The sequence below is a fragment of the Dietzia massiliensis genome, assembly GCF_018390595.1.
Classification (GTDB): domain Bacteria; phylum Actinomycetota; class Actinomycetes; order Mycobacteriales; family Mycobacteriaceae; genus Dietzia; species Dietzia massiliensis.
In genome coordinates this window covers 1-23,469 of the sequence record NZ_JAHBAV010000002.1, presented here as the reverse complement: position 1 = coordinate 23,469, position 23,469 = coordinate 1, and the positions used below count along the sequence as shown (strand labels likewise).

General features: G+C 72.3%; 23 protein-coding genes and 1 pseudogene. 18 read left to right on the top strand and 6 right to left on the bottom strand.

Annotated features, from left to right (window positions below; all coding sequences use genetic code 11):
• The first annotated feature begins 109 nt into the window (after window positions 1-109).
• The 4 genes from rplU (at window position 110) to proB (ending at window position 3,461) form a co-directional block, all read left to right on the top strand.
• Window positions 110-415 carry a 50S ribosomal protein L21 gene (rplU, locus tag KHA85_RS00880; RefSeq protein WP_007626967.1) on the top strand — a complete coding sequence of 102 codons (306 nt, stop codon included), beginning with the start codon at window positions 110-112 and terminating at the stop codon, window positions 413-415.
• Between the two features lie 69 nt (window positions 416-484).
• Window positions 485-748: a 50S ribosomal protein L27 gene (gene rpmA, locus KHA85_RS00875; protein ID WP_007626965.1), complete on the top strand. Its 264-nt coding sequence runs from the start codon at window positions 485-487 to the stop codon at window positions 746-748.
• A gap of 140 nt (window positions 749-888) precedes the next feature.
• Window positions 889-2,349 carry a GTPase ObgE gene (obgE, locus tag KHA85_RS00870; RefSeq protein WP_213184468.1) on the top strand — a complete coding sequence of 487 codons (1,461 nt, stop codon included), beginning with the start codon at window positions 889-891 and terminating at the stop codon, window positions 2,347-2,349.
• Complete coding sequence (proB, locus tag KHA85_RS00865; RefSeq protein ID WP_109148409.1) at window positions 2,346-3,461, top strand: glutamate 5-kinase; 1,116 nt, start codon at window positions 2,346-2,348, stop codon at window positions 3,459-3,461. The genes obgE and proB overlap by 4 nt, the downstream gene beginning before the upstream one ends.
• A gap of 73 nt (window positions 3,462-3,534) precedes the next feature.
• Here the strand turns inward: proB and KHA85_RS00860 are convergent, their stop codons facing one another.
• The 3 genes from KHA85_RS00860 to KHA85_RS00850 form a co-directional block, all read right to left on the bottom strand.
• Window positions 3,535-4,158, bottom strand: coding sequence for a carbonic anhydrase (locus tag KHA85_RS00860; protein WP_213184467.1), 624 nt, complete (start codon window positions 4,156-4,158; stop codon window positions 3,535-3,537).
• Window positions 4,159-4,240: 82 nt separating this feature from the next.
• The gene (locus KHA85_RS00855) at window positions 4,241-5,128 is read right to left on the bottom strand and encodes a Sir2 family NAD-dependent protein deacetylase (RefSeq protein ID WP_063974036.1); all 888 of its coding nucleotides are present in this window, start codon (window positions 5,126-5,128) and stop codon (window positions 4,241-4,243) included.
• Window positions 5,129-5,935: an MBL fold metallo-hydrolase gene (locus KHA85_RS00850; protein WP_213184466.1), complete on the bottom strand. Its 807-nt coding sequence runs from the start codon at window positions 5,933-5,935 to the stop codon at window positions 5,129-5,131.
• Between the two features lie 23 nt (window positions 5,936-5,958).
• Between KHA85_RS00850 and KHA85_RS00845 the strand changes: the two genes are divergently transcribed.
• A complete protein-coding gene (locus KHA85_RS00845; protein WP_308936810.1) occupies window positions 5,959-6,729 on the top strand; it encodes an AAA family ATPase in 771 nt (256 codons plus the stop codon).
• Between the two features lie 17 nt (window positions 6,730-6,746).
• Window positions 6,747-8,567 (top strand): FAD-binding dehydrogenase, encoded by a 1,821-nt coding sequence (locus KHA85_RS00840; RefSeq protein ID WP_213184465.1) that lies wholly within the window; start codon window positions 6,747-6,749, stop codon window positions 8,565-8,567.
• Window positions 8,568-8,600: 33 nt separating this feature from the next.
• Here the strand turns inward: KHA85_RS00840 and KHA85_RS00835 are convergent, their stop codons facing one another.
• Both KHA85_RS00835 and KHA85_RS00830 read right to left on the bottom strand, forming a co-directional pair.
• Window positions 8,601-9,761 carry a calcium/sodium antiporter gene (locus KHA85_RS00835; RefSeq protein ID WP_213184464.1) on the bottom strand — a complete coding sequence of 387 codons (1,161 nt, stop codon included), beginning with the start codon at window positions 9,759-9,761 and terminating at the stop codon, window positions 8,601-8,603.
• A 117-nt stretch (window positions 9,762-9,878) separates the two neighbouring features.
• Window positions 9,879-12,056: a RecQ family ATP-dependent DNA helicase gene (locus KHA85_RS00830; protein ID WP_213184463.1), complete on the bottom strand. Its 2,178-nt coding sequence runs from the start codon at window positions 12,054-12,056 to the stop codon at window positions 9,879-9,881.
• Window positions 12,057-12,126: 70 nt separating this feature from the next.
• Here KHA85_RS00830 and KHA85_RS00825 point away from each other — a divergent pair, with 70 nt between their 5' ends.
• The gene (locus KHA85_RS00825) at window positions 12,127-13,149 is read left to right on the top strand and encodes a serine hydrolase domain-containing protein (protein WP_213184462.1); all 1,023 of its coding nucleotides are present in this window, start codon (window positions 12,127-12,129) and stop codon (window positions 13,147-13,149) included.
• Window positions 13,150-13,238: 89 nt separating this feature from the next.
• Window positions 13,239-13,850: a class I SAM-dependent DNA methyltransferase gene (locus tag KHA85_RS00820; protein ID WP_213184461.1), complete on the top strand. Its 612-nt coding sequence runs from the start codon at window positions 13,239-13,241 to the stop codon at window positions 13,848-13,850.
• A 65-nt stretch (window positions 13,851-13,915) separates the two neighbouring features.
• Here KHA85_RS00820 and KHA85_RS18600 read toward each other — a convergent pair.
• Window positions 13,916-14,170, bottom strand: a pseudogene (locus KHA85_RS18600) (CPBP family glutamic-type intramembrane protease); the annotation flags it as partial.
• Between the two features lie 10 nt (window positions 14,171-14,180).
• Here KHA85_RS18600 and KHA85_RS00815 point away from each other — a divergent pair.
• The 10 genes from KHA85_RS00815 to KHA85_RS00770 all read left to right on the top strand — a co-directional run.
• On the top strand, window positions 14,181-14,456 hold the full coding sequence (locus KHA85_RS00815) for a hypothetical protein (RefSeq protein WP_213184518.1): 276 nt from the start codon (window positions 14,181-14,183) through the stop codon (window positions 14,454-14,456).
• Window positions 14,457-14,867: 411 nt separating this feature from the next.
• Window positions 14,868-16,157: an HNH endonuclease signature motif containing protein gene (locus KHA85_RS00810; protein ID WP_213184460.1), complete on the top strand. Its 1,290-nt coding sequence runs from the start codon at window positions 14,868-14,870 to the stop codon at window positions 16,155-16,157.
• 148 nt (window positions 16,158-16,305) lie between these two features.
• The gene (locus KHA85_RS00805) at window positions 16,306-17,610 is read left to right on the top strand and encodes a glutamate-5-semialdehyde dehydrogenase (RefSeq protein WP_236884966.1); all 1,305 of its coding nucleotides are present in this window, start codon (window positions 16,306-16,308) and stop codon (window positions 17,608-17,610) included.
• Window positions 17,611-17,680: 70 nt separating this feature from the next.
• The gene (locus tag KHA85_RS00800; RefSeq protein WP_213184459.1) at window positions 17,681-18,562 is read left to right on the top strand and encodes an AAA family ATPase; all 882 of its coding nucleotides are present in this window, start codon (window positions 17,681-17,683) and stop codon (window positions 18,560-18,562) included.
• 36 nt (window positions 18,563-18,598) lie between these two features.
• Window positions 18,599-20,029 carry a vWA domain-containing protein gene (locus tag KHA85_RS00795; protein WP_213184458.1) on the top strand — a complete coding sequence of 477 codons (1,431 nt, stop codon included), beginning with the start codon at window positions 18,599-18,601 and terminating at the stop codon, window positions 20,027-20,029.
• Between the two features lie 65 nt (window positions 20,030-20,094).
• Window positions 20,095-20,811: a nicotinate-nucleotide adenylyltransferase gene (gene nadD / locus KHA85_RS00790; RefSeq protein ID WP_213184457.1), complete on the top strand. Its 717-nt coding sequence runs from the start codon at window positions 20,095-20,097 to the stop codon at window positions 20,809-20,811.
• Window positions 20,808-21,251, top strand: a complete 444-nt coding sequence (gene rsfS, locus KHA85_RS00785) for a ribosome silencing factor (protein WP_007626928.1) — start codon at window positions 20,808-20,810, stop codon at window positions 21,249-21,251. The genes nadD and rsfS overlap by 4 nt, the downstream gene beginning before the upstream one ends.
• Window positions 21,252-21,259: 8 nt before the next feature.
• Window positions 21,260-21,958 (top strand): histidine phosphatase family protein, encoded by a 699-nt coding sequence (locus tag KHA85_RS00780; protein WP_213184456.1) that lies wholly within the window; start codon window positions 21,260-21,262, stop codon window positions 21,956-21,958.
• Window positions 21,955-22,785 carry a DegV family protein gene (locus KHA85_RS00775; RefSeq protein ID WP_213184455.1) on the top strand — a complete coding sequence of 277 codons (831 nt, stop codon included), beginning with the start codon at window positions 21,955-21,957 and terminating at the stop codon, window positions 22,783-22,785. The genes KHA85_RS00780 and KHA85_RS00775 overlap by 4 nt, the downstream gene beginning before the upstream one ends.
• 51 nt (window positions 22,786-22,836) lie before the next feature.
• On the top strand, window positions 22,837-23,469 hold a 633-nt coding region (locus KHA85_RS00770; RefSeq protein WP_213184454.1), incomplete at its 3' end, for an SLBB domain-containing protein.

The following is a 23,469-nucleotide window of genomic DNA, read 5'->3' as shown; positions in this document are numbered from 1 at the left end:
GTGGCCGACGACCTCCGACCGGCGTGAGCCGGCGAGCATGAGAGAACACCGCACACCAGGTGCGGTCGCCCCGGCGGCCGCACACCCGAGAAGCAAGGGGAAGCCCTCGATGTACGCGATCGTCAAGACCGGCGGCAAGCAGTACAAGGTCGCCGAAGGGGACCAGGTCAAGGTCGAGAAGATCGAGGGCGAGGCCGGAACCTCCGTGTCGCTGTCCCCGATCCTCGTGGTGGACGGCTCGGCCGTCACCTCCGACGCCGACGCCCTGGCCAAGGTCACCGTCTCCGGCGAGATCGTCGAGCAGACCAAGGGTCCGAAGATCCGGATCCACAAGTTCAAGAACAAGACCGGGTACCACAAGCGTCAGGGCCACCGTCAGAAGCTGACGGTCGTCAAGATCACCGGTATCAAGTAATCCGTCACCGGCCGCCAAGGCCACCAGCTCAGCGCCCTCGGGCGTGCTCCCTGAAGGAGGGACTCGGACATGGCAAGCAAGAAGGGCGCGTCCAGCACCCGTAACGGTCGTGACTCCAACGCGCAGCGTCTCGGCGTCAAGCGCTTCGGTGGCCAGGAGGTCAACGCCGGCGAGATCCTGGTGCGCCAGCGCGGCACCAAGTTCCACCCGGGCGTGAACGTCGGCCGCGGCGGCGACGACACCCTGTTCGCCCTCTCCGCCGGTGCGGTGGAGTTCGGCACCAAGCGCGGCCGCAAGACCGTGAACATCGTGCCGGCCGGCGCCGAGGCCTGAGCCTCCCAGCCGACCGAACCACACGTGAATCGCCCTCGGGGGCCGGGCGGGGTCTGATCGACCCCACACCCGGCCCCCGAGAGTATTTGCGGCAGCACCACCCGATCCACCGTCGTCCGTCACCAGGAGGAGTCCCCACCATGTCGAGATTCGTCGACCGCGTCGTCCTCCACCTCGCGGCGGGGGACGGCGGCCGCGGCTGCACGTCCGTGCACCGCGAGAAGTTCAAACCGCTCGGCGGCCCCGACGGCGGCAACGGCGGCGACGGCGGTGACGTCGTGCTCGTCGTGGATCCGCAGGTCCACACCCTGCTCGACTTCCACTTCCGGCCCCACGCCCGCGCCGGCAAGGGCCAGCCCGGCATGGGTTCCCACCGCAACGGCGCCCAGGGCGCCGACCTCGTGCTCCCGGTCCCGCCCGGCACGGTCGTGCTGGACGAGAACGGTGAGGTCCTCGCGGACCTCGTCGGCGCCGGCACCCGGTTCGTCGCAGCCGAGGGCGGAAAGGGCGGTCTCGGCAACGCGGCCCTGGCGTCCCGTGCGCGTAAGGCGCCCGGCTTCGCCCTGCTGGGCGAGCCCGGCGAGGTCCGAGACGTCACGCTCGAGCTCAAGTCGATGGCCGACGTCGGGCTCGTGGGCTTCCCGTCCGCCGGCAAGTCCTCGCTCGTCTCGGTGCTCTCCGCGGCCAAGCCCAAGATCGCCGACTACCCGTTCACGACGCTGGTGCCCAACCTCGGCGTGGTGTCTGTCGGCGACGACACCTTCACGATCGCCGACGTTCCTGGCCTCATCCCCGGTGCCAGCGAGGGCCGCGGTCTCGGCCTGGACTTCCTGCGCCACATCGAACGCACCGCCGTCCTGGCCCACGTCGTCGACTGCGCGAACCTCGAGTCCGACCGCGACCCGGTCTCCGACGTCGACGCCCTCGAGGCGGAGCTCGCCGCGTACCGGTCGGAGCTGTCCGACGCCGGGATCGGCGACCTGTCCGACCGGCCCCGCGTGGTGGTGCTCAACAAGATCGACGTGCCCGACGCCGCCGACATGGCCGAGATGGTCCGCGAGCAGTTCGAGGCCCGGGGGTGGCCCGTGTACGCGATCTCCGCGGTCGCCCACAAGGGGCTCGACGAGTTGCGCTTCGGGCTCTACGAGCTGGTGAAGGCGCACCGGAAGGCCAACCCGTCCGCCGCGCCCGAGCGGATCGTCATCCGGCCCAAGGCCGTGGACGCGGGCGAGTTCGACGTCCGCCCCGACCCCGCCTCTCCCGGCGACTTCGTCGTCACCGGCACCAAGCCCGAGCGGTGGATCCGTCAGACCGACTTCGAGAACGACGAGGCCGTGGGCTTCCTCGCCGACCGCCTCGCCCGGATCGGCGTGGAGGACGCGCTCATCAAGGCCGGCGCCGAGGAGGGCTGCACGGTCACGATCGGCGACGTCTCGTTCGAGTGGGAGCCGCAGACCCCGGCCGGCGTCGACCTCATGCGCACCGGCCGCGGCACGGACATCCGACTCGAGTCCGACGAGCGCGTGGGCGCCGCCGAGCGCAAGTACCGCAAGCGCGTGCGCCGCGGCCTCATCGACCCGGACGAGGAGATCCTGGAGTGACCACCGAGCGCGAGCTGCGCCGTCGCATCGGCACGGCCCGCCGCGTGGTGGTCAAGATCGGCTCGTCCGCGATCACCAGCTTCCACGGCGGGATCCGGCGCGCCGAGCTCGACACTCTGGCGGACGTCTGCCAGACGCGCATGACCGGCGGATCGGACGTGTTCGTGGTGTCCTCGGGCGCGATCGGCGCCGGGATGGCCCCGTTGGGTATGACCACCCGGCCCGCGACGCTGTCCGCCAAGCAGGCCGCCGCGAGCGTCGGGCAGCTCGAACTGGCGCGCGCGTGGGGCGACTCGTTCGCGCGCTACGACCGGGTGGTGGGGCAGGTGCTGCTCACCGCCGCCGACATCGGTCGCCGGGACAGCGCGGCCAACGCGCAGCGCACCCTCGACCGCCTGCGGACCCTGCGGGCGGTGCCGGTGATCAACGAGAACGACACCGTCGCGACCAACGAGATCCGCTTCGGCGACAACGACCGGCTGGCGGCCCTGGTCGCCCACCTCATCAGCGCCGACGCGCTCATCCTGCTCTCGGACGTCGACGCCCTCTACGACTCCGACCCCCGCAAGGGCGATGCGACCGCGGTGACGATGGTCGGCGGCGAGGGCGATCTCGACGGCGTGGTGGCCGGCGCCGGGGGAGCGCTCGGGACCGGCGGCATGGCCTCCAAGCTCGCGGCCGCCCGCCTGGCCGCCGACGCGGGGATCCCGGTCCTGCTCACCTCCGCGGAGCGGGCGGCCGAGGCGCTCGCCGCCGAGCCGACCGTGGGGACGGTCTTCGCGGCCCGCCCCGAGCGGATGACCGCCCGCCGTTTCTGGGTCCGCCACGCCGCCGATGCGCGGGGCGCGGTGCTGCTCGACGACGGCGCCGTGCGCGCGGTGACGGGCTCGCGTCGGTCGCTGCTGCTCGCCGGGGTCACGGGCGTTGACGGGCTGTTCCACTTCGGCGACGTCATCGAGCTCCACGACTCCGACGGGCGGGTCGTGGCCCGGGGCATCGCGCAGTACGACTCGATCGAGGTCCGATCCCGGCTCGCCGAGCGGCAGTCCGGGACGGGCGCCGCCGGCCAGGGGCGGCCGCTGGTGCACGCGGACGATCTCGTCGCCGTCTGAGCGCGGACCCCACCGCGCCGGGCTGCCGAGCCGCCGCGAGCCGGGCCGCCGGTCCGCGCGCGACGCGGAGGGATCAGCCCCCGTTGACCCTGCCCTCGGTGTGGACCGGTGTGACGGTCCCCGCCTCGAGGTTGTAGATCGCGCCGACGATCGCCGTGCGGCCCTCGGTGATCGCGCGGTCGACGGCCGCGGACTTCTCGCGGATCGCGGTGACCGTCTGCCGGACGTTCTCGATCACCACGTCGTCGTACCCGGCGTCCGGGTCGCGCCGCGCCTCGAACACGGCCGGGGCGATGCGCTCGACCACGTCGCGCAGGTAGCCGGACGGGGTGGAGTGGGAGTCGATGGCGTTGATGGTGGCGCCGACCGCGCCGCACGAGGTGTGCCCCAGCACGAGGGTCAGCGGGATGCCGAGCACGTCGACGCCGAACTCGATCGAGCCCAGGACGGAGGGGTCGACGATGTGGCCGGCGTTGCGGATGACGAACAGGTCACCCAGGCCCTGGTCGAACACGACCTCGGCGGGCACGCGCGAGTCGGCGCAGCCGAAGACCATGCCGAACGGGTGCTGCTCGCCTGTGAGCTCGGCGCGGCGGGCGGGATCCTGGTGTGCGTGGAGGTTGGCGCCGTCGACGTAGCGACGGTTGCCGGTGAGGAGTCGGTCCAGCGCGGCGGCGGGGCTCAGATCTGTGCTCATGGTTCCAGTGTGCGCCTGTGGCGGCCCGCACAGCGACCGCACCCCGGGGTCCGGGCGGGCGGTGCTGGCCGTCGCCCGCGGTCTACGCGCCCAGCGCCCGGTCGACGCGGGTGAGGACCTCGACGCAGTCGCCGTCGATCGTGAGGGTGGCCTCATCGTGCGCGCGGGTGCGGCCGCGGTTGACCACCGCGACGGGCGTACCGGTGGTCACCGCGCGCCGCACGAACCGGTAGCCGGAGCGCACCGTGAGTGACGAGCCGACGACGACGACGAGGTCGGACCCGTCCACCAGGGCGTTGGCCTCCTGCACGCGGTGCGCGGGGACGTTCTCGCCGAAGTAGACGATGTCGGGCTTGAGCACCCCGGAGCAGCGCGGGCAGTCCACCATCCGGAAGTCGGCGGTGTCGGTGAGGACGGCGTCGGCGTCCGGCGCGACCTCGATCGCCCCGCGGGTCGCGACGCGTTCGGCGAAGCCGGGGTTGAGCCGGTCCAGCTGCTCGTGCAGGGCCCACCGGCTCTGGCGGAGCCCGCAGTCGAGGCACGTGACCACCGCGTAGGTGCCGTGCAGGTCGACCAGCCGCCGGCTGCCGGCCTTGAGGTGGAGCAGGTCCACGTTCTGCGTGATGACGCCCGTGACGGTGCCGCGCCGTTCCCACTCGGCGAGCAGCAGGTGCGCGGCATTGGGGCGGGCGGCCTCCATGTGCCGCCAGCCCAGGTGGTTGCGGGCCCAGTAGTGACGGCGGAACGCGGGGTCACCGACGAACTGCTGGTAGGTCATCGGGGTGCGACCCGGTGAGTCGGGCCCGCGGTAGTCGGGGATGCCCGAGGGCGTGGAGATGCCCGCGCCGGTGAGGACGACAGCGCGGCGGCCGCGCATCAGGTCCGCCAGGGCGTCGGCGCGCTCGGGCAGGTCGGCGTCCGGCCGGGTGCGCTCGGCCGGTGTCCAGGCGGTGTCGCGGATGCGGACCATCTACAGGCCCCCGGGTCCCGAGGGGTCGTGCGCGCACACCACGTCCAGGGTGTCGGCGCGACGAGCGGCCACCCCGGCGAGTCGGGCGTGCGTCACCGCGACCGCGGCCGGCTCCAGGGACATGACGCGCTCCATGACCGGGACCCACGCGGGCACCCGGCCCGCGGAGCCGACCTGGCCCCGGTGGTAGAAGGCATCACCGGCGTGGAGGACGTCCTTGTCGTCGCCGTCGACACCGCCGTCTCCGGGCGCGGACGGGTTCCCGCCGCGCCCCGGCACGAACACCCCCGCGTGCCCGACGGCGTGACCCGGCAGGTCCACGAGCAGCATCCCCTCGGCGACATGGTCCAGCGGGTGCACCCGGAAGCCCTCCCACCGGTCGGTGCCGAACGAGTACTCGGTGAAGCGCGGCCCGTGCGCCCACTGGCGGCGGCGGTAACGCCGACGCTCCAGGAAGCGCGGCGTGCGCACCGCCCACGTCAGGGCCTGCGCCGAGACGTGCACCTGCGCGGCGGGGAAGTCGGCGAGGCCGCCGATGTGGTCGAGGTCCAGGTGGGTGAGCACGATGTGCCGCACGTCCCGCGGATCCAGCCCCAGGGCCTCGATGCGGCGGACCGCCGTCTCCCGTTCGCGCAGCGCCGGGCGCAGGACGTGGCGCGCGGCGCCGAGGCGACCGGCCGGGTCGGCGATGTCCGCCAACCCGATCCCCGAGTCCACCAGCACGAGGCCGCCCGGCGCCTCGAGCAGCAGCACGCGCGTGGGAGCCAGACCCGCGAACGTCCCGCAGTTCATCTGGTGGATCCGCATGAGGGCAACGGTACCGTGGCCGCGTGAGCCGAGACCGTGTCCTGGACCCGCGCCCCGTGGTCCGCGTGACCGCCGACCCCGAGGTCGCGGCCGCGGTGGTCGGGCCCGGGGCGGAGGAGTCCCCGTGGCCGTACTCGATCCCGGCGGTCGCGCAGCTCCTGCGCGACGGGCTCGAGTTGGACGATCTCACCGTGCTGGTCGGTGAGAACGGCGCCGGCAAGTCGACGATCGTCGAGGCCGTCGCCATGGCGTTCGGTCTCGGCGCCGAGGGCGGGTCCGTCCACGGCCGGGACGTGACGTGGCGGTCGGAGTCACCCTTGAACTCGGACCTGCGCCTGGTCCGCGGGGGAGCCGCGTCCCGGTGGGGTTACTTCCTGCGCGCCGAGACCATGCACGGCATGTTCACCTACCTACAGTCCTCGCAGGCGGATCAGACCTCGGGGCCCACGGAGTACTTTCACACGCGCAGCCACGGCGAGGCGTTCTGGGACATCCTCACCACCTCCCGGTTCGACGGCGGCGGCCTGTTCGTCCTGGACGAGCCGGAGGCGGGCCTGTCGTTCGACGCGCAGCTCCGGCTGGTGGCGCTGCTGCTCGAGCTGGCCGACCGGCGCGGCGCGCAGGTGCTCATGGCGACCCACTCGCCGATCCTCGCCTCCGTCCCCGGCGCCGCGGTGTACGAGCTCTCCGACGAGGGGATGCACCGGGCGAGATGGGAGGATCTGGCGATGGTGGACCACTACCGGCGCTACCTCGACGAACCCGGGCGATACCTCCGCCACCTCCTGGAGTGACCGGGCACACTGGACCCATGACCAGTTCCGCGTCCTGTTCCACACGCACCACAGGCGAGGCCCGGCCCGTCCGCCCCGTCTACCCGTCGTGGCAGCCGCCGTCGACGTCGCGCGCCGCCAACGCCGGACCGCTGCCCGCGCCCGAGCCGGGGTTCGCCGCGGACATCATCGTGGTCGGGCACGGCCTGGCGGGCCTCGTGGCGACCTACGAGGCGACGCGCGCGGGCAAGAAGGTGCTCGTGGTGGACCAGGAGAGCGAGAAGAACCTCGGCGGGCAGGCGTTCTGGTCCCTCGGCGGGTTGTTCCTCGTGGACACCCCGGAGCAGCGGCGGATCGGCATCAAAGACTCTCTCGAGCTGGCGTGGCGGGACTGGCTCGGCTCGGCCGGGTTCGACCGCCCCGAGGACCACTGGCCGCGGCAGTGGGCGCGTGCGTACGTCGAGTTCGCCGCGGGGGAGAAGCGTCGGTACCTCCACGACCTGGGACTGCGGATCATCCCCACCGTCGGCTGGGCCGAGCGTGGTGGCGGCGACGTGAACGGGCACGGCAACTCCGTCCCTCGCTTCCACGTGGCGTGGGGGACCGGGCCCGAGGTGGTCCGCGTCTTCGAGGAACCCGTCCGCGACGCCGCCCGCGCCGGCCTGGTCCGCTTCGCGGTGCGACACCGGGTGGACGAGATCGTGGTGGAAGACGGCCGCGCCGTGGGCGTGCGCGGTGCGACGCTCGTGCCCTGCGATTACGACCGCGGCGTCGCGTCCCCCCGGGAGGAGACCGGGGAGTTCGAGTTCCGGGCGAAGGCCGTGCTGCTGGCCTCCGGCGGGATCGGCGGCAACCCCGACCTGGTGCGGAAGTACTGGCCCGCCGACCGGCTCGGCGACGTGCCGAAGGACCTCATCGTGGGTGTGCCCGAGCACGTGGACGGGCGGATGCTGGAGATCTCCGCGCGGTCCGGCGTGAACCTCATCAACCGGGACCGCATGTGGCATTACACCGAGGGCGTGGCCCACTTCGAGCCCGTGTGGCCCTCCCACGCGATCCGCATCATCCCCGGACCGTCCACCCTGTGGCTCGACGCGAACGGCGACCGGATGCCCGTGCCGCTGTTCCCGGGCTTCCACACCACGGCGTCCATCGAGGCGATCCGCCGAGCCGGCCAGGACTACTCGTGGTTCATCCTCGACTCGGCGATCGCCGGCAAGGAGTTCATCCTCTCCGGCTCCGAGCAGAACCCCGAGCTGACCGACAAGAGCATCCGGAAGTTCGCGTCCAAGGCGGGCAGCGGCCTTCCCCCGTCGATCGCAGACTTCGCCGAGAAGGGCGTCGACTGGGTGGTGGCGGACACGCTCGAGGAGATGGTCGCCAGCATGAACTCGCTGCTGCGGGGTGGCGAGCCGGAGCTGGACGTGGAGAAGGTGCGGGAGTTCGTCCTGGCGATGGACGGGCAGATGGACAACCCGTTCGCCAAGGACGCCCAGGTGCAGGCGATCCACAACTCGCGGCGCGTGCTCACCGACAAGCTCACCCGCCTGGCCAAGCCGCACCGACTGCTCGCCGACTCCGGCCCGGGCAAGGGCTCGGCCGCCGGCTCGGGTGGGCCGCTGATCGCGGTGAAGGTGCACCTCATGACGCGCAAGACGCTCGGCGGGATCGAGACGACGCTCGACTCCCAGTGCCTCACTCCCGGCGGCGCGCCGTTCCCGGGCCTGTACGCGGCGGGCGAGGTCGCGGGATTCGGTGGTGGCGGCGTCCACGGCTACAACTCGCTCGAGGGCACGTTCCTCGGCGGGTGCATCTTCTCCGGCATGAAGGCCGGCCGGGCGATGGCGCGGGAGGTCTGAGCCGTCCGGCGGCCGATGCGGGGCCGCCTCCCCTCAACCGCCCTCGCGGCCGCCGTCGTCTCTCGCGACGGGCCGGCCGCGGGCCTGACCGCGTCCCCGCCGGACACCGAGTTCGTAGGTGGCCAATACGATCAGCCACAGCGCGGTGACGGGGATGACGAACCAGAGCATGGCTGCGCTGAACGGATCCAACGCGTCGTGGTCGGCGGCCTGCAGCACCACGTAGGCGACGTACGCGGCGTAGAACCCCGCGAAGAGCAATCCCTCCCACCGCTTGATCGCCATCCCGGTGAAGACGATCGGGAGCAGAGCCATCGAGACGGCGAGCATGATCGGCAGGTCGAAGCGGATGGCCCCTGGGGCGACCCCGATCGGCGTGATGAGCGAGGTCATTCCGAGAACCGCGCCGATGTTGAACATGTTGCTTCCGACGATGTTGCCGATGGCGAGGTCGCGTTCGCCGCGGATCGCCGCCACGAGGCTCGTGGCGAGTTCCGGGAGGGAGGTGCCGATGGCCACCACTGTGAGACCGATGACCAGGTCACTCATCCCCCAGGCCGACGCGAGATCACTGGCCGCGGTGACGAGTAGCCGTGCCCCGATCACGAGCAGCGCCACCCCGGCGATCACGAGAGCGCTGTTGAGGAGGACCGGGTGCGAGGCGTCGCCGCCGGTAGGCGTCGTCTCGCCCGCGCTGTCACCGGCCGGGGCGTCCAATGCCTCGGTGGCGCGGTCTCCATCCCGTTTGCGCGCGATGACGATTGTCGCGGTCGTATAGGTCACGAGGCCGGCGAACAGCAGCAGACCGTCGAGGAAGCTGATCGTGCCGTCGAGGGCCACCAGAAGCACGACCAGAGAGAACAGCACCATGATGGGGATGTCGACTCGCACGATCCGGGACGTCGCCACCAGAGGGGCGACGATCGCGGTCAGCCCCAGGATGAGCAGAATGTTCGCGATATTGCTGCCCACGACGTTGCCGACGGCCAGTCCCGGGAATCCGCTCAGCGCGGCATCGACGCTCACCGCGAGTTCCGGCGCCGAGGTGGCGAACGCGACGACGGTGAGTCCCACCACCAGCGGGGAAATCCCGAGGACGGCGGCCAGACCGCCGGCGCCCCGTACCAGTACTTCACCGCCGCCGATGAGCAGCACGAAGCCCAGCGACAGGGCGACCACCGTCAGGACGCTCATGACCGATCAGAACGGGTCGTGGAGGTGCCCGGCCGGGCAGTGGGCGACGGTCTCGTCAAAGTGACCATGGGTCGATGATCCCGTGCCGGCGCCCACCTGTCGATCACCGGCGGTCGCCTAACCCGCGGCGGCGACGGCCAGGGGCAGAACCGCGGAGGCGCCGGAGGAGCGCAGGTGCCGGGCCGCCTCGGTGACCGTCCAACCCGTGCCGAGAACATCGGTGACCAGCAGGACCGGACCGTCCGGCGCAGTGGCCGGGCCGGAGAACGTGCCCCACAGCTGGGCCACGCGGTAGGCCGAGTTCTGCGCCGTCACCGGCGGCAGCGCCGGGTCGCGGGTGAGCTCGCCGAGAGGCTCCATACGTCCCATCCGCGCCAGCGCGGCGGCGAGGCTGGCGACGAGCTGCGGGTGCTCCCCGGTGACCAGGGCGACGACCCCGGTGGGCCGCTCGGACCAGCCCCACTCCCGCAGGACCGGTACGCACGCCCGTGCCAGCCACTCGGGCGCGTCCTGATCGGGCTCGGCGAGCAGCGCCCGAAGCTTCTGCCCCAGGCCGAGGTCGGTGAGGCGCGCGAGAGCGCGTCCCTCGGCGGGACCGTCGGCGATCTTGCCCTTGAGCGGTACGTCGAGCTTGGCCAGGCCCGTGGGCCACTGCCGGCGGGGCGGAAGCACCACACCGGGCCGCTCCAGCGCCTCGCGCGCCCGGGTCAGCGCGCCGGAATCGACGTCGGTGGTGCGGCGCTCGCCGGTGCAGTTGTCACAGCGGCCGCACCCGGGCGACGCCGGGTCGAGGGTGGGGTCGTCGAGCTGCGCGCGCAGGAACTCCATGCGGCACGAGTCGGTGCGCTCGTAGGCGATCATCGCCTGCTGCTCGGCCTGCCGAGCCTCCGCCAGACCCGCGTAGCGCTCGGCATCGTAGTGCCACGGCCGCCCGGTGGAGACCCAGCCGCCGCGCACCCGCTGGACCGCACCGTCGACGTCGAGCACCTTGAGCACCATCTCCAGCCGCGTCCGGCCCAGATCCACGGCCGGCTCCAGCGCCTGCGTCGACTGCGGACGGTCGGGCTCGAGTGCGTCGAGAACCCGACGGACGACGTCCTCCGGCGGAAACGCCAACGACGCGAAGTGGTTCCAGATCGCGCGGTCCTCCGGTCCCGGGAGCAGGACGACCTCGGCTCTGTCGGCCGCGCGCCCGGCGCGGCCGATCTGCTGGTAATAGGAGATTGGGGAGGGCGGTGCCCCCAGGTGGACGACGAAGCCCAGGTCGGGCTTGTCGAAACCCATTCCCAGCGCGGACGTGGCGACCAGCGCCTTGATCTCGTTGTCCAGGAGGGCGCGCTCGAGTTCCTCCCGCTCGCCGGAGTCGGTACGCCCCGTGTAGGCGCTGACGCGATGTCCGGCCGAGGTGAGCAGCTCGGCCATGTCCTCGGCGGCGGCGACGGTGAGGCAGTAGACGATCCCGCTGCCCGGCAGCGAGTCGAGGTTCTCCACCAGCCAGGCCGCGCGCGTCTCGGAGTCGTCGATCGCGACCACCGACAGTCGGAGCGACTCACGGTCCAGGCCGCCGCGGAGGACGAGGGTGTCGGAGGCGGCGGAGTCGTCGGCGGCCGGGGACGGCACCGCGAGGCCGCTCACGCCGACGCCGAGCTGTTGGGCGACGTCGCGCACCACGCGGTCGTTGGCCGTGGCGGTGGTGGCCAGGACCGGCACCCCCTCTGGCAGGTCGGTGAGGAGGGTGCGGATCCGGCGGTAGTCGGGCCGGAAGTCGTGACCCCAGTCGGAGACGCAGTGGGCCTCGTCGACCACGACCAAACCGGCGTCCGCGGCGAGCGCCGGCAGCACGGTGTCCCGGAAATCCGGGTTGTTCAGCCGCTCGGGGCTCACCAACAGCACGTCCACCTCGCCGGCCCGGACGGACGCGCGCACCTCGTCCCACTCGGTCATGTTGGCCGAGTTGATGGTCGCCGCCCGCACCCCGGCCCGGGCCGCCGCCTCGACCTGGTTGCGCATGAGCGCCAACAGCGGCGAGACGATCACCGTGGGACCGGAACCGAGCTCGCGGAGCAGCCGCGCGGCGATGAAGTACACCGCGGACTTGCCCCAGCCGGTGCGTTGGACCACCAGGGCGCGCCGACGGTCGGCCACCAGCGCCTCGATCGCCGTCCACTGGTCCTCGCGCAGCCGGGCGCCCGGCCCCGCCAGGGCCCCCAGCAGTTCGTCCGCCCGCGCCCGCAGGGAGGCGGGATCCGCTGCGGTCGGGCTGTCGGGATGGGGACGGTCCGCCGGCGAGGTCATGGGCCCATCGTGCACCACCACTACGACACGAGGGTGCGGCGCCGACCCCGACCGGCGTTAACTGGGGGCCGTGACGAGCGACGGGCGGGGCATAGCGGGACAGGTCGATCAGGCGGCGGGGCGGCTGGCACGCCGGCGGGTCGGGGTGGTCGTCGCCGCCGGGCCGCCCGGGGACACTCACGTCGCCGCGCGCGGGGACACGGGTCGGGGAGAGGCCCCCGACGCCCACACGCTGTTCGAGATCGGCTCCATCACCAAGACGTTCACCGCGCTGCTGCTCGCGGACGGCGTCGTGCGCGGCCGGTGGCGGCTCGACACCCCGGTCCGCGAGCTGCTCCCCGCCGGGGTCGAGGTCCCGAGCCGCGACGGAGAGCAGATCACGCTCCAGCACCTGGCGACCCACACCTCCGGGCTCCCACGGTCGCCCGCCCGCCTCGGCCTGCGGGAGAACCTGGCCTACCTGCGCCACGGCACGGACCCGTACGCCGACCTCACCGAGCAGGACGTGCTGGACGGTCTCCGGAGCGTCCGGCTCCGCCGCTCCCCGGGGCGGGGCGCGCCGGCGTACTCGAACCTGGGCGCCGGCCTCCTCGGCATCGCTCTGACCACCGCGACCGGCACCGACTTCGGCACCCTCGTCCGCGACCGGATCTGCGCGCCGCTCGGATTGTCCGACACGGCCACCGACGACCTGCTCACCGAGGAGCAACGGTGCCGCTCCGCGGTGGGTCACCGCAGCCGCGGGCGCCCGGCCGACCCCTGGCCCCTGCCCGGCATCCCCGGCGCCGGCGCACTGCGCTCCACGGCCGCCGACCTCACGCGCTACCTCGCCGCGCAGCTCGACCCGTCGCGCACCGCCCTGGCCGACGCCATCCGGCTCACCCAGGCGACCCCGCCGGGCGGGCCGACGCAGATGGGTCTCGGGTGGCACCGGGCCGGATCCGGGGTGCTCTGGCACAACGGCGGAACCGGCGGGTTCCGGTCGATCGCCGTCGTCGACCACCTCGGCGGGGTCGCGGCGGCCACCCTCGTGAACCAGACCAGGGGCGCTGACATGACCACCTTCCGACTCCTGCGCCGACTGGGCTCCTGACCCGGCCCGCCCGCCGGCCGCGCGGACCACGTCCTCGTCGTCGTCACCGCCCTCGGCAGCGCCGCACCGCGGCGGCCATACTGGACCGCATGGCGCAGACATGGAAGAAGATCGTGGAGGCCGACCCCGAGCACTCGCGGCGATACGCGCGGCGCTGGGACGACATGGTCGCCGAGGGCGTCGACATCGACGGCGAGGCGCGGCTCGCCGACGCCATGGCGCCGCGCGGCGCGCGCATCCTCGACGTGGGCTGCGGCCAGGGACGGATGGGCGTCTACCTCCACGCCCGCGGCCACCGCGTCACCGGCGTCGACATCGACCCCTACCTCGTCGACCGGGCGCGCGAACAGTGCCCCGACGCCACCTGGGAGGTCGCTGACCTCGCCGACGACGGCTGGGCCGCCGGCCCCTTCGACCTGGCCGTGTCGGCCGGCAACGTCCTCGCCTTTGTCGACCCGGCCGACCGCGGCGCCGTTCTGGCCAACCTCGCCGCCCGACTGGCGCCGGCGTCGGAGTCCACCGACGGACGACCCGGCAGGCTCGTCGTGGGATTCGGGCTCGACCGCGGCTGGACGCGGGCGGAGTTCGACCTCGACGCCGAGCGAGCCGGACTGCGGGTCGAGCAGCGGTGGTCGACCTGGGATCTGCGGCCCTTCGACGACGACAGCGGCTTCATGGTCGCGGTACTCGTACGCGCGTAGGGGCCCGTGCAGGTGCGCGCGTCGACCACGGGACCCTGGCTGCTCCCGGCGGCGCTCGTGAAGATCCAGGTCATGACCAGGTTGAAGCCGAGGCAGAACAGCAGGAACGACGTCGCGCGGGTCCAGCTCGCGTCTGGATAGCCGCCCCACTCGGTGAAGAAGAGCGGGACGTGCCACAGCGCCCAGATCGGCCCCAGGATCATCGACGCGGCCAGCGGGCTGAACCGGTCCTGCAACCGGGGAAGCGCGAAGTCACGCCAGCCCGGCTCCTCCGCGAGCCCCGTGGTGACGAACTGGAAGAGCAGGAGCGGCACGTACATGCTCAGTGCCGTGAGCGACGGCGCGTGGATCTCGCCGCCGGAGAACGCGAAGCCCGTGAGCAGCATCCCGCCCGGCACCCCGAGCAGCGCCACCGCGTACCACCGCCCCGGGACCCGCCAGCGCAGTAGTCGCCCGATCCAGCTGCGCACCCCGGCCCGCCCCTCGGTGACGGCGGTGACGAGAAAGGCCGAGAAAATCGGGCCGAGGTACGCGCCCGGGAGGACGCCGACGATCGAGTTCAGCGTGACGGGCAGGACGCCGAGCGCGGTCTCGGACAGGACGTAGGGCGTCCACGCGGTCCAGCTGAGCAGGTTGGCGAGGACGAAGAACGCCGGCAACGGGTGGCGGCGGATGAAGTCCTGCGGCCGCGGCCGCTGCCGGCGCGTGATGGCGGAGGCGGTGGCGGTGTCGGTGGGGGTTTCGGCGACGGTCATGACCGGCTCCTTCGGTGAGGCGCTCGCGCGGTGGCGGCGAGTGCGTTCACGGTAAGAAGCGGCGCCCCCGGCTCTCGAGAGGCGAAAGTGGTCACTTCGGGCGGCTGCATCGAAAGGTGCAAGTGGGACCTGCCGCCCGGCGAGGTGCTCGGCTCCGTCCGGCATCGTCCAGCACATCGCGGCAGGTAGATAGTCTAATGGGGTTATTGAACCGGGACCTGTTGTTCGAACACATGTGTGATCGCGGCGGTAGGATGGGGACATGATCTCGGACCTGGTGGAGTCGACGACGACGAGTGTTGAGCAACTCGCGTCGATGTGCTGGCCGGAGGTGTCCGAGTCGGAGTTGCCTGTGGTGTTGCGGCGGCTGGAGGAGGTGTCGCGGCGTCTGGAGGCCATCAGTGCTGCGGGGGCTGCGGAGGCGGCCGGCCGTGCGGAACGTGCGGGCCGGTCGGTGTCTTCGGCGGCGACGTCGCTGGGCAGGGATCTCGGGTTGACGGCGGGGCAGTGCCGGGCCCGGATCGACGCCGGGCGTCGTGAGGGAACTCCCGCGATGGAAGCGCATCGACGGGGCCTGATCACCGCCGGGCAGGAGCGGGCGATCGGTGAGGCGGTCGCCGAACTGCCCGAGGGCACCCCCGAGGAGGCGCGGGAGGATTTCTCCCGCCATCTGACGGGGTTGGCGCAGGCGGGGGCCAGCGTGCGGGCACTGACCGCGGCGGCGGCGAGGGAGTTGGCCAAGGCGGATCCGGGCCGGTTGGAGCGGCTGGAGGAGATGCAGCAGAAGCGGCGGGAGCTGCGGGCGCATCGGCCGGGTCCGGATGGGCTGGCGAGCATGGGGATCACGGCCGAGCCGCGCCTGCAAGCGCTGCTCGCGGCGGTGATCGCCCGGTTCGGCGGCCCGGGGCGGTGCATCGCCGCACCGACGGATCCGGAGTCTGGTGAGCAGGCCGGCCCGGAGGCGTTGGCCGAGGACGACACGCGTACCGCGGGCCAGCGGGCCTATGACGCGCTGTGCCACGTGCTGGCTCTGGGCTTGGCGGTGGAGCCGGGCGCGAGCCGCGGGGTGGCGGCGATCGTGGTGCGCCTGACGCCGGAGCAGTTCGACGCGGTGGAGGCCGGTGGGCCCGGCGGGCTGGTCGACACGGACGGCGGGGTGCAGCTGAGCGCCGGGCAGGCGGTGTCGATGGCGGGCCGACGGTCCTGGTTTCTGTCAGCACTGCGCGACGGGCGCGAGGAGCTGCGCCGAATCGACGTGGACCGGGGCCGGGATCGTCGGTTGGCCTCGGCGATCCAGCGGCTGGTGCTGTATGCCGCGCACGGTGGGTGTACCCATCCGGGATGCGAGCAGCCGGCGGCACGGTGTCAGGGCCACCACGTGACGGACTGGTCGCGGGGCGGTCCCACGACGGTGTCGAACTTGGCGCTGGTGTGTCCTGTTCACCACGGGTGGGTCGGTGACGGTCCCGGCCAGTGGCGCACGGTCCCGGACCCGGCACGCCCCGGTATGCCCCGATGGATCCCACCCGGGACTCCGGCGAGGGCGGCGTGATCACCTCAGAGTCGGCAGGTGGACTGCCCGGGTCGGGCGCTGCGTGCCCGGGCCCCGGCTGGCCAGCCGACTCGGGATCCCCCCGCGAGCGTCCGGTCACGCTGTCACCTGCGCCGTCCGCGAGCCACCGATCGGTAAGCTGGCCCGCATGACCACCAGCCACCTCGACGCCCCCGACCTCGCCGGCCAGACGGACGCCGATCGGCCGGCCGCGGACCCGGTGCGCGACGCCGTCCACGGCGCCGCCCGTCGTGCCCGCGCCGCCTCGCGCGAGCTGGCGCTGCTGACCGCCGACCGCAAGAACGCGCTGCTGCTCGCCGCCGCCGACGCCCTCGTGGCGGCGGAGTCGACGATCCTCGAGGCCAACGCGGTGGACATCGCCGAGCAGATCGAGGCCGGTACCGGAGAGGCCATGCTCGACCGGCTCCGCCTGACCGCCGACCGGATCGAGGGCATCGCCGGCGGACTGCGCCAGGTCGCCGGTCTGGCGGATCCGATCGGGACCGTCACCCGCGGGTCGACCCGGCCCAACGGACTCCAGCTCCGTCAGGTCCGCGTGCCGCTGGGCGTGGTCGGGATGATCTACGAAGGACGCCCCAACGTCACCGTCGACGCGTTCGGTCTGGCCTTCAAGTCCGGCAACGCGGCGCTCCTGCGCGGCTCCCGCTCGGCACGCAACTCCAACGAGGCGCTCGTCGAGGTCCTGCGCGGGGTGCTCGCCGAGCACGACCTGCCCGTCGACGCCGCGCAGCTGCTCCCCTCGGAGGATCGCTCGTCGGTCACCCACCTCATCCAGGCGCGCGGCCTCGTCGACGTCGTGATCCCCCGGGGCGGCGCGGGCCTCATCCAGACCGTGGTGGAGAACGCCAAGGTCCCCGCCATCGAGACCGGCACCGGCAACTGCCACCTCTACATCCACGGGGACGCCGACCTCGACGAGGCGATCAGCCTCCTGCTCAACGGCAAGACCCGCCGCTGCAGCGTCTGCAACGCCACCGAGACCGTCCTACTCGACGCCGCCCTCGGTGACGCCGCCGTGGACCGCGTCGTGGGCGCCCTCCGCACGGCCGGCGTCACCGTCCACGGGGACCGCGAGGGGCTCGTCCCCGCCGATGACGTGGACTGGGGCGAGGAGTACCTCAGCATGGACATCGCGCTCAAGGTGGTCGACGGCGTCGACGAGGCGATCGAGCACATCGCGCGCTGGTCCTCGGGGCACACCGAAGCCATCTCCACCCGCAGCATCGACGTGGCCGAAGCGTTCACCGCGCGCGTCGACGCCGCCGCGGTGATGGTCAACGCCTCCACCGCCTGGACCGACGGCGAGATGTTCGGCTTCGGCGCCGAGATCGGCATCTCCACCCAGAAACTCCACGCCCGCGGTCCCATGGGACTCGAGGAACTCACCAGCACCAAGTGGATCGCCCACGGCAAGGGGCACGTGCGGCCGTAAGGCACCCGCGCCCGAGCAGGCCGCACCCGCGCGGTTCGCACCAGATCACCCCACCGAGAGGACCCGCCCCATGGACCGAGCCCGCACCGGACAGCGACCGGCGTTCGAGAGCATCGACCACGTCATCGACGCCCTCGGCGACCAGGGCTACCTGGCCGACCGGTCGACGGCGACGGTCGTCTACCTCGCCGACCGGCTGGGCAAGCCGCTGCTCATCGAGGGCCCGGCGGGCGTCGGCAAGACGGAGCTGGCCAAGGCCGTCGCCGCCGCCACGGACGCCGAGCTCATCCGCCTGCAGTGCTACGAGGGCGTCGACGAGGCCCGTGCGCTCTACGAGTGGAACCACGCCAAGCAGATTCTGCGGATCCAGGCCGGCCAGGGGGAGGGCTGGGACTCCACGCGGGACGACGTGTTCTCCGAGGAGTTCCTCCTGTCGCGGCCGCTGCTCACCGCGATCCGGCGCAGTGAGCCCACCGTGCTGCTGGTCGACGAGGTGGACAAGGCGGACATCGAGATCGAGGGCCTGCTGCTGGAGGTGCTCAGCGACTTCGCGGTGACCATCCCCGAGTTGGGGACGATCGAGGCGACCCGCCGGCCCTTCGCCGTGCTGACCTCCAACGCCGCCCGCGAGCTGTCCGAGGCGCTCAAGCGTCGCTGTCTCTACCTGCACCTGGATTTCCCGACGCCGGAGCTCGAGCGGAAGATCCTCGCGTCCCGGGTTCCCGAGCTGGACGACCGACTGGCCGAGCAGCTCGTGCGCGTCGTGGGGGTGCTGCGCGCCATGGCGTTGAAGAAGGTGCCGAGCGTGTCGGAGACGATCGACTGGGGTCGCACGCTCGTGGCGCTGGGCCTGGACACGATCGACGACGAGACCGTACTGCAGACCCTCGGCGTGGTCCTCAAGCACCAGTCCGACCAGCTGCGCGCGGCCGCCGAACTGCGGCTGAACTAGCGGGCGAACGCAGGAGATGATCGGGAGGCGGGGGAGATGACCCAGAAGAGTCCGGGCGGCCTGTCCGGCCACCTCGTCGACTTCGTCGACGCACTGCGCCGCAAGGGCATCCCCGTCGGGCCCAGCGAGGCGGTCGACGCGGCCTCGGCGATGGTGCACGTCGACCTGCTCGACCGCGCCGCGCTTCGCGAGGCGCTGGCCTCGACGATCCTCCACAAGCCCACGCACCGCGGGGTGTTCGACCAGCTCTTCGACCTGTGGTTCCCGGCCGCCGTCGGCGGCCACACCCCGGGCGACGCGGTGACGCTCGAGGTGGAGATCCCGACCGATGACGACGGCAAGGTGGATCCCGACGCCCTGAACGAGCTCATCGCCTCGCTGCTTCTCGAGGACACCGACGAGTCGCGCGCCAAGGCCCGGGCGCTCGCCGAACTCCTCGTGGAGCAGCTCGGCTCGTATGACTCGGTCAACGGCCCGCGCTACTCCGCCTACCAGGCGTTGAGCCCGTTGGACACGAACTCGATCATGCAGAGGATCCTCGACGGACTGCTCGGCGCCGACCCCTTCGACCCCGACGGTTCCAAGCGGCACGCGGAGAAGACCGCGGCCGCCAACGCCGCGGCGGACCTGGTGCGCGGGTTCCTGCGCGAGGTCGCCGACGAGACGCGCCGCCGCACCGCCGAGACGGTGGGGCGGGACCGGGTGGCCCAGTACGCGGTCGGCCCGGCGGCCGAGCAGGTCGACTTCCTGCGCGCCAACGACCAGGATCTGCAGGCGCTGCGTCGCCGCGTCGGGCCGCTGGCGCGGCAGCTCGGGAGTCGCCTGGCCGCGCGGCGGCGTCGCCACCGGCACGGTGCCATCGACATGCGCAAGACCATGCGTCGGTCGATGTCCACGGGAGGGGTCCCGGTCGAGCTGGTCCTGCGCAAGCCGCGTCCGGCCCGCCCCGAGCTGGTGGTGCTGTGCGACGTGTCCGGGTCGGTCGCGGGCTTCAGTCACTTCACCCTCCAGCTGGTGCACTCGCTCCGTGAGCAGTTCTCCCGGGTGCGTGTCTTCGCGTTCGTCGACACCACCGATGAGGTGACCTCGTTCTTCGAATCGGGCTCCGACCTCGGCACGGCGATGAGCAGGATGGTGCGCGAGGCCGAGATCATCACCTATGACGGGCACTCCGACTACGGGCATGCCCTCGAGGGGTTCGCCGACCGGTACGCCCACACGCTGACGAGGACGGGGTCGCTGCTCATCCTGGGCGACGGGCGCAACAACTATCGCGATCCCGCGGTCGGGGCGCTCGAGTTCGTCAGCGAGCGGGTCGGACACACCCACTGGCTGAACCCGGAACCGCAGCGACAGTGGGGGACCGGCGACTCGGCCGCCAAGTTGTACTCCCAGTACGTGCCCATGCACGAGTGCCGCAACGTCGAGCAGCTCACGGCGGTCGTCTCCAGCCTGCTGCCCGTGTGATCGTCCGGGGCGGCGGGGAGCGGCAGACGAGTACGCGCCACCCCGGCCCGATAGACTCGGTGACCATGACCACGACGGGAACCGCCGACGGCTCGCGGCGCCGCATCGGAGTGATGGGCGGAACCTTCGACCCGATCCACCACGGTCACCTCGTGGCGGCCAGCGAGGTGGCTCATCGGTTCGATCTCGACGACGTCGTGTTCGTCCCCACGGGCGAGCCGTGGCAGAAGCGTAGCCGGGAGGTCTCCCCGGCCGAGGACCGCTATCTCATGACCGTCATCGCGACGGCCTCCAACCCGCGCTTCTCGGTCAGCCGCGTGGACATCGACCGCCGTGGGCCGACGTACACGGTCGACACCCTCAAGGATCTCCTCCGCCAGCACCCGGAGACCGAACTGTTCTTCATCACCGGCGCCGACGCGTTGGAGAAGATCCTGACCTGGCGCGGCTGGGAGGAGATGTTCGAGCTCGCCACGTTCGTCGGCGTCTCCCGTCCCGGTTTCGAGCTGTCAGACACCCATCTCACCGAGATCGAGGACGGACGGGTCTACCTGCTCGAGATCCCCGCCCTGGCCATCTCGTCCACCGAATGCCGCCGCCGTGCGGCCGACGGCGCCCCCGTCTGGTACCTCGTACCCGACGGCGTCGTGCAGTACATCGCCAAACGCAACCTGTACCGGCCGGAGGGCTCCACCCGCCTGGACGGCACCCCCGTAGCGACGGCCCCGGTACACCGGGTCCCCGTCCCCATCGATTCGCACCGCGAGGAGAACCCCCAGTGACCGCAAGCCCCGAGGCCCTGGAGATGGCCGCTGTCGCGGCCCGCGCCGCAGACGACAAGCTGGCGACCGACATCGTCGTCATCGACGTCTCCGACCAACTCGTCATCACCGACTGCTTCGTCCTGGCGTCCGCGGACACCGAGCGTCAGGTGAACTCCGTCGTGGAGGAGATCGAAGACAAGCTCCGCGAGGCCGGACACAAGCCACTGCGCCGCGAGGGCACCCGCGAGGGTCGTTGGGCCCTGCTTGACTACAACGAGCTCGTCGTGCACGTGCAGCACGTCGACGAGCGCGACTACTACTCGCTCGACCGGTTGTGGAAGGACTGCCCGGTCGTGGAGATCGAGGGTGTCGAGACGTCCCGGCGCTCGGATGCCGCCGCCGGCGGGGCCGATGACTCGCTCGCCCCGGAGGAGCCACAGCGGGATCAGGAGCTCTGAACTCCTCGGTGACCCGACGTCTCATCCTGCTGCGTCACGGCCAGACGCACTACAACGCCTCGTTGCGGATGCAGGGGCAGTTGGACACCGAACTCAGTGAGCTCGGGGTCCGACAGGCGCACGCGGTCGGCCGGGCACTGGCGCCCCGACGGCCGTGGACGATCCTGTCCTCGGATCTCCAGCGTGCGCACGAGACGGCGAAGGCGCTGGCGTCCGAGGTGGGACTGAATGTCCACACCGACCCGCGGCTGCGCGAGACGAACCTGGGGACCTGGCAGGGAATGAGCCACTCCGAGGTCGACGAGCAGTGGCCGGACGCGAGGCTGCGCTGGCGCAGCAGTCCACGCTGGTCGCCGCCGGACGGGGAGAGCCGCATCGACGTGGCGCGCCGTACCCGCGAGGTCGTCGACGAGCTCGTCGAGTCGTCTCCGGAGTGGGGGGAGCACCCGGCGGTGATCGTCGCGCACGGCGGCGCCATCGCGGCACTGACCGGGGCACTGCTCGAACTGCCCGTGGAGCACTACCCGATGTTCAACGGGCTCGGCAACACCTGTTGGGTGCAGTTGTCCGCCCACCCGCGCCCCGCGAATCCGGACGAGTCGCACGCCGAGCCGGAGGTCGCGCCCACCACTGACGCGGCACGGGCCCTGCTGTGGCGCCTGGACCAGTGGAACGCGGGGATCACACCGCCGGTGGACGCCCCGTGACGATCCGACTGGTCACCGATTCCTGCGCGGACCTGCCGGCCGCGTGGGTCCACGCCTTCGACATCACGGTCGTGCCGCTGCACGTCGTGGAGGAGGACGACAAGGCCGTCTCCACCGCAGCGGTGACCCCTGACGAACTCGCGGCCATCTACGCCGACCTCCTCGCCGATCCGGACTGCACGGGCGTCGTCTCGGTGCACCTGTCCAAAGAACTCTCGCGGACCTGGCAGTCGGCCAGCGACGCCGCCACCCGCTTCGGTGGCCGCGTTCTCGTCTCCGACTCCCGGGGGGCGGGGATGGCCTTCGGCGCCGCGGTCGCCCAGTGCGCGTGGGCCGCGAACAACGGGCTCGGGCTGTCGGCGACCTACGACCTCGCCGAGCGTCTGTGCCGGGGCGCTTCGACGTACGCGGCCCTCGAGTCGCTCGAGCACCTACGGCGGGGCGGCCGGATCAGCGCCCTGGCCGCGATCTTCGGCAGCGCACTGGCGGTGCGTCCGGTGATCGTGCTGCGGTCGGGTTCGGTCGACCTCGCCGCGAAGGCACGCACCACCACGAAGGCCCATGAACGCCTCCGCGCGCTGCTTCGAGACGACCTCTCCCGGGGTGACGTCCTGGTCGTCATCCACCACCACGAGGCGGCGGAACGGGCCGGGGAGATGGCCGCGGAGATCCGCAAGCAGACACCATTCCCGGAACGCGTCGTCATCGTCGAATTCGACGAGGTCCTCGCGTGGCATCTGGGCCCCGGAACAGTGGGGGTGTCGGTGACGGACCTCGTGGACACCGAATTCCCCATCCCGTACCCCTCTCCACAGGACGCGGACTGAGGATCCCGTTCCGGAGCGGATGGGGGCGGGCGCCGGTCTAGCGTCGCGCCCATGCGAACCGAGACCCGGGCCCGTCCCGCCGACCCCGAGCGGGACCCGGCGCGGGCGGCCGCCTTACAGCGACTGGCCGGTGCACTCGCGCCGGAGGCGGTCGGTCGGAGCCGTGAGCCGGCGGCCGCGGAGGCGGCCCGGGTGCCGTGGGCGGAACCCGATCCGGACGGAGCCCGGCCGGAGCGCGTCCCCGCCGAGGAACCGGACATCGCCGCATGGGCCGACCCACCGTGGTGGGCCCGCGTCAGATGGGCACCCGATCGTCTCGCCGGCGTCGCGCTGGTGGTCGTGGTCCTCGCCCTCGGGGCGTTCTCCGTACACCGGCTCCTCGCCGCGGTCCCGGCGGGGCCGCCCGTTCCCGAACTTCCACTGGCGGCGTCGGACGCGGCGTCAGTGGGCGACGGCCCGGCCGCAACGCCGTCCGCGCCGACGACGCCGGCCACGGCAGCCGCGGGAGCCGGCCCGGACGCCGCGGAAGGCCCACTCGTCGTCTCCGTGGTCGGCCTGGTCGGGCGCAGTGGGCTGGTCACCCTCACGCCCGGCGCCCGGGTCGCCGACGCACTCGACAGTGCCGGCGGTGTCCTCGAGGGCGGGGACCGGGAGGGGCTCAACCTCGCGCGCAGGGTCGCCGAC

Coding starts and splice junctions, on each gene's coding strand:
- KHA85_RS00820 (WP_213184461.1), top strand. CDS start 13,239: ATGGCGCAGACATGGAAGAAGATCGTGGAGGCCGACCCCGAGCACTCG.
- rpmA (WP_007626965.1), top strand. CDS start 485: ATGGCAAGCAAGAAGGGCGCGTCCAGCACCCGTAACGGTCGTGACTCC.
- KHA85_RS00830 (WP_213184463.1), bottom strand. CDS start 12,056: ATGACCTCGCCGGCGGACCGTCCCCATCCCGACAGCCCGACCGCAGCG.
- nadD (WP_213184457.1), top strand. CDS start 20,095: ATGACCACGACGGGAACCGCCGACGGCTCGCGGCGCCGCATCGGAGTG.
- KHA85_RS00800 (WP_213184459.1), top strand. CDS start 17,681: ATGGACCGAGCCCGCACCGGACAGCGACCGGCGTTCGAGAGCATCGAC.
- KHA85_RS00805 (WP_236884966.1), top strand. CDS start 16,306: ATGACCACCAGCCACCTCGACGCCCCCGACCTCGCCGGCCAGACGGAC.
- rplU (WP_007626967.1), top strand. CDS start 110: ATGTACGCGATCGTCAAGACCGGCGGCAAGCAGTACAAGGTCGCCGAA.
- KHA85_RS00835 (WP_213184464.1), bottom strand. CDS start 9,761: ATGAGCGTCCTGACGGTGGTCGCCCTGTCGCTGGGCTTCGTGCTGCTC.
- KHA85_RS00855 (WP_063974036.1), bottom strand. CDS start 5,128: ATGGTCCGCATCCGCGACACCGCCTGGACACCGGCCGAGCGCACCCGG.
- KHA85_RS00795 (WP_213184458.1), top strand. CDS start 18,599: ATGACCCAGAAGAGTCCGGGCGGCCTGTCCGGCCACCTCGTCGACTTC.
- KHA85_RS00860 (WP_213184467.1), bottom strand. CDS start 4,158: ATGAGCACAGATCTGAGCCCCGCCGCCGCGCTGGACCGACTCCTCACC.
- obgE (WP_213184468.1), top strand. CDS start 889: ATGTCGAGATTCGTCGACCGCGTCGTCCTCCACCTCGCGGCGGGGGAC.
- KHA85_RS00810 (WP_213184460.1), top strand. CDS start 14,868: ATGATCTCGGACCTGGTGGAGTCGACGACGACGAGTGTTGAGCAACTC.
- KHA85_RS00850 (WP_213184466.1), bottom strand. CDS start 5,935: ATGCGGATCCACCAGATGAACTGCGGGACGTTCGCGGGTCTGGCTCCC.
- KHA85_RS00840 (WP_213184465.1), top strand. CDS start 6,747: ATGACCAGTTCCGCGTCCTGTTCCACACGCACCACAGGCGAGGCCCGG.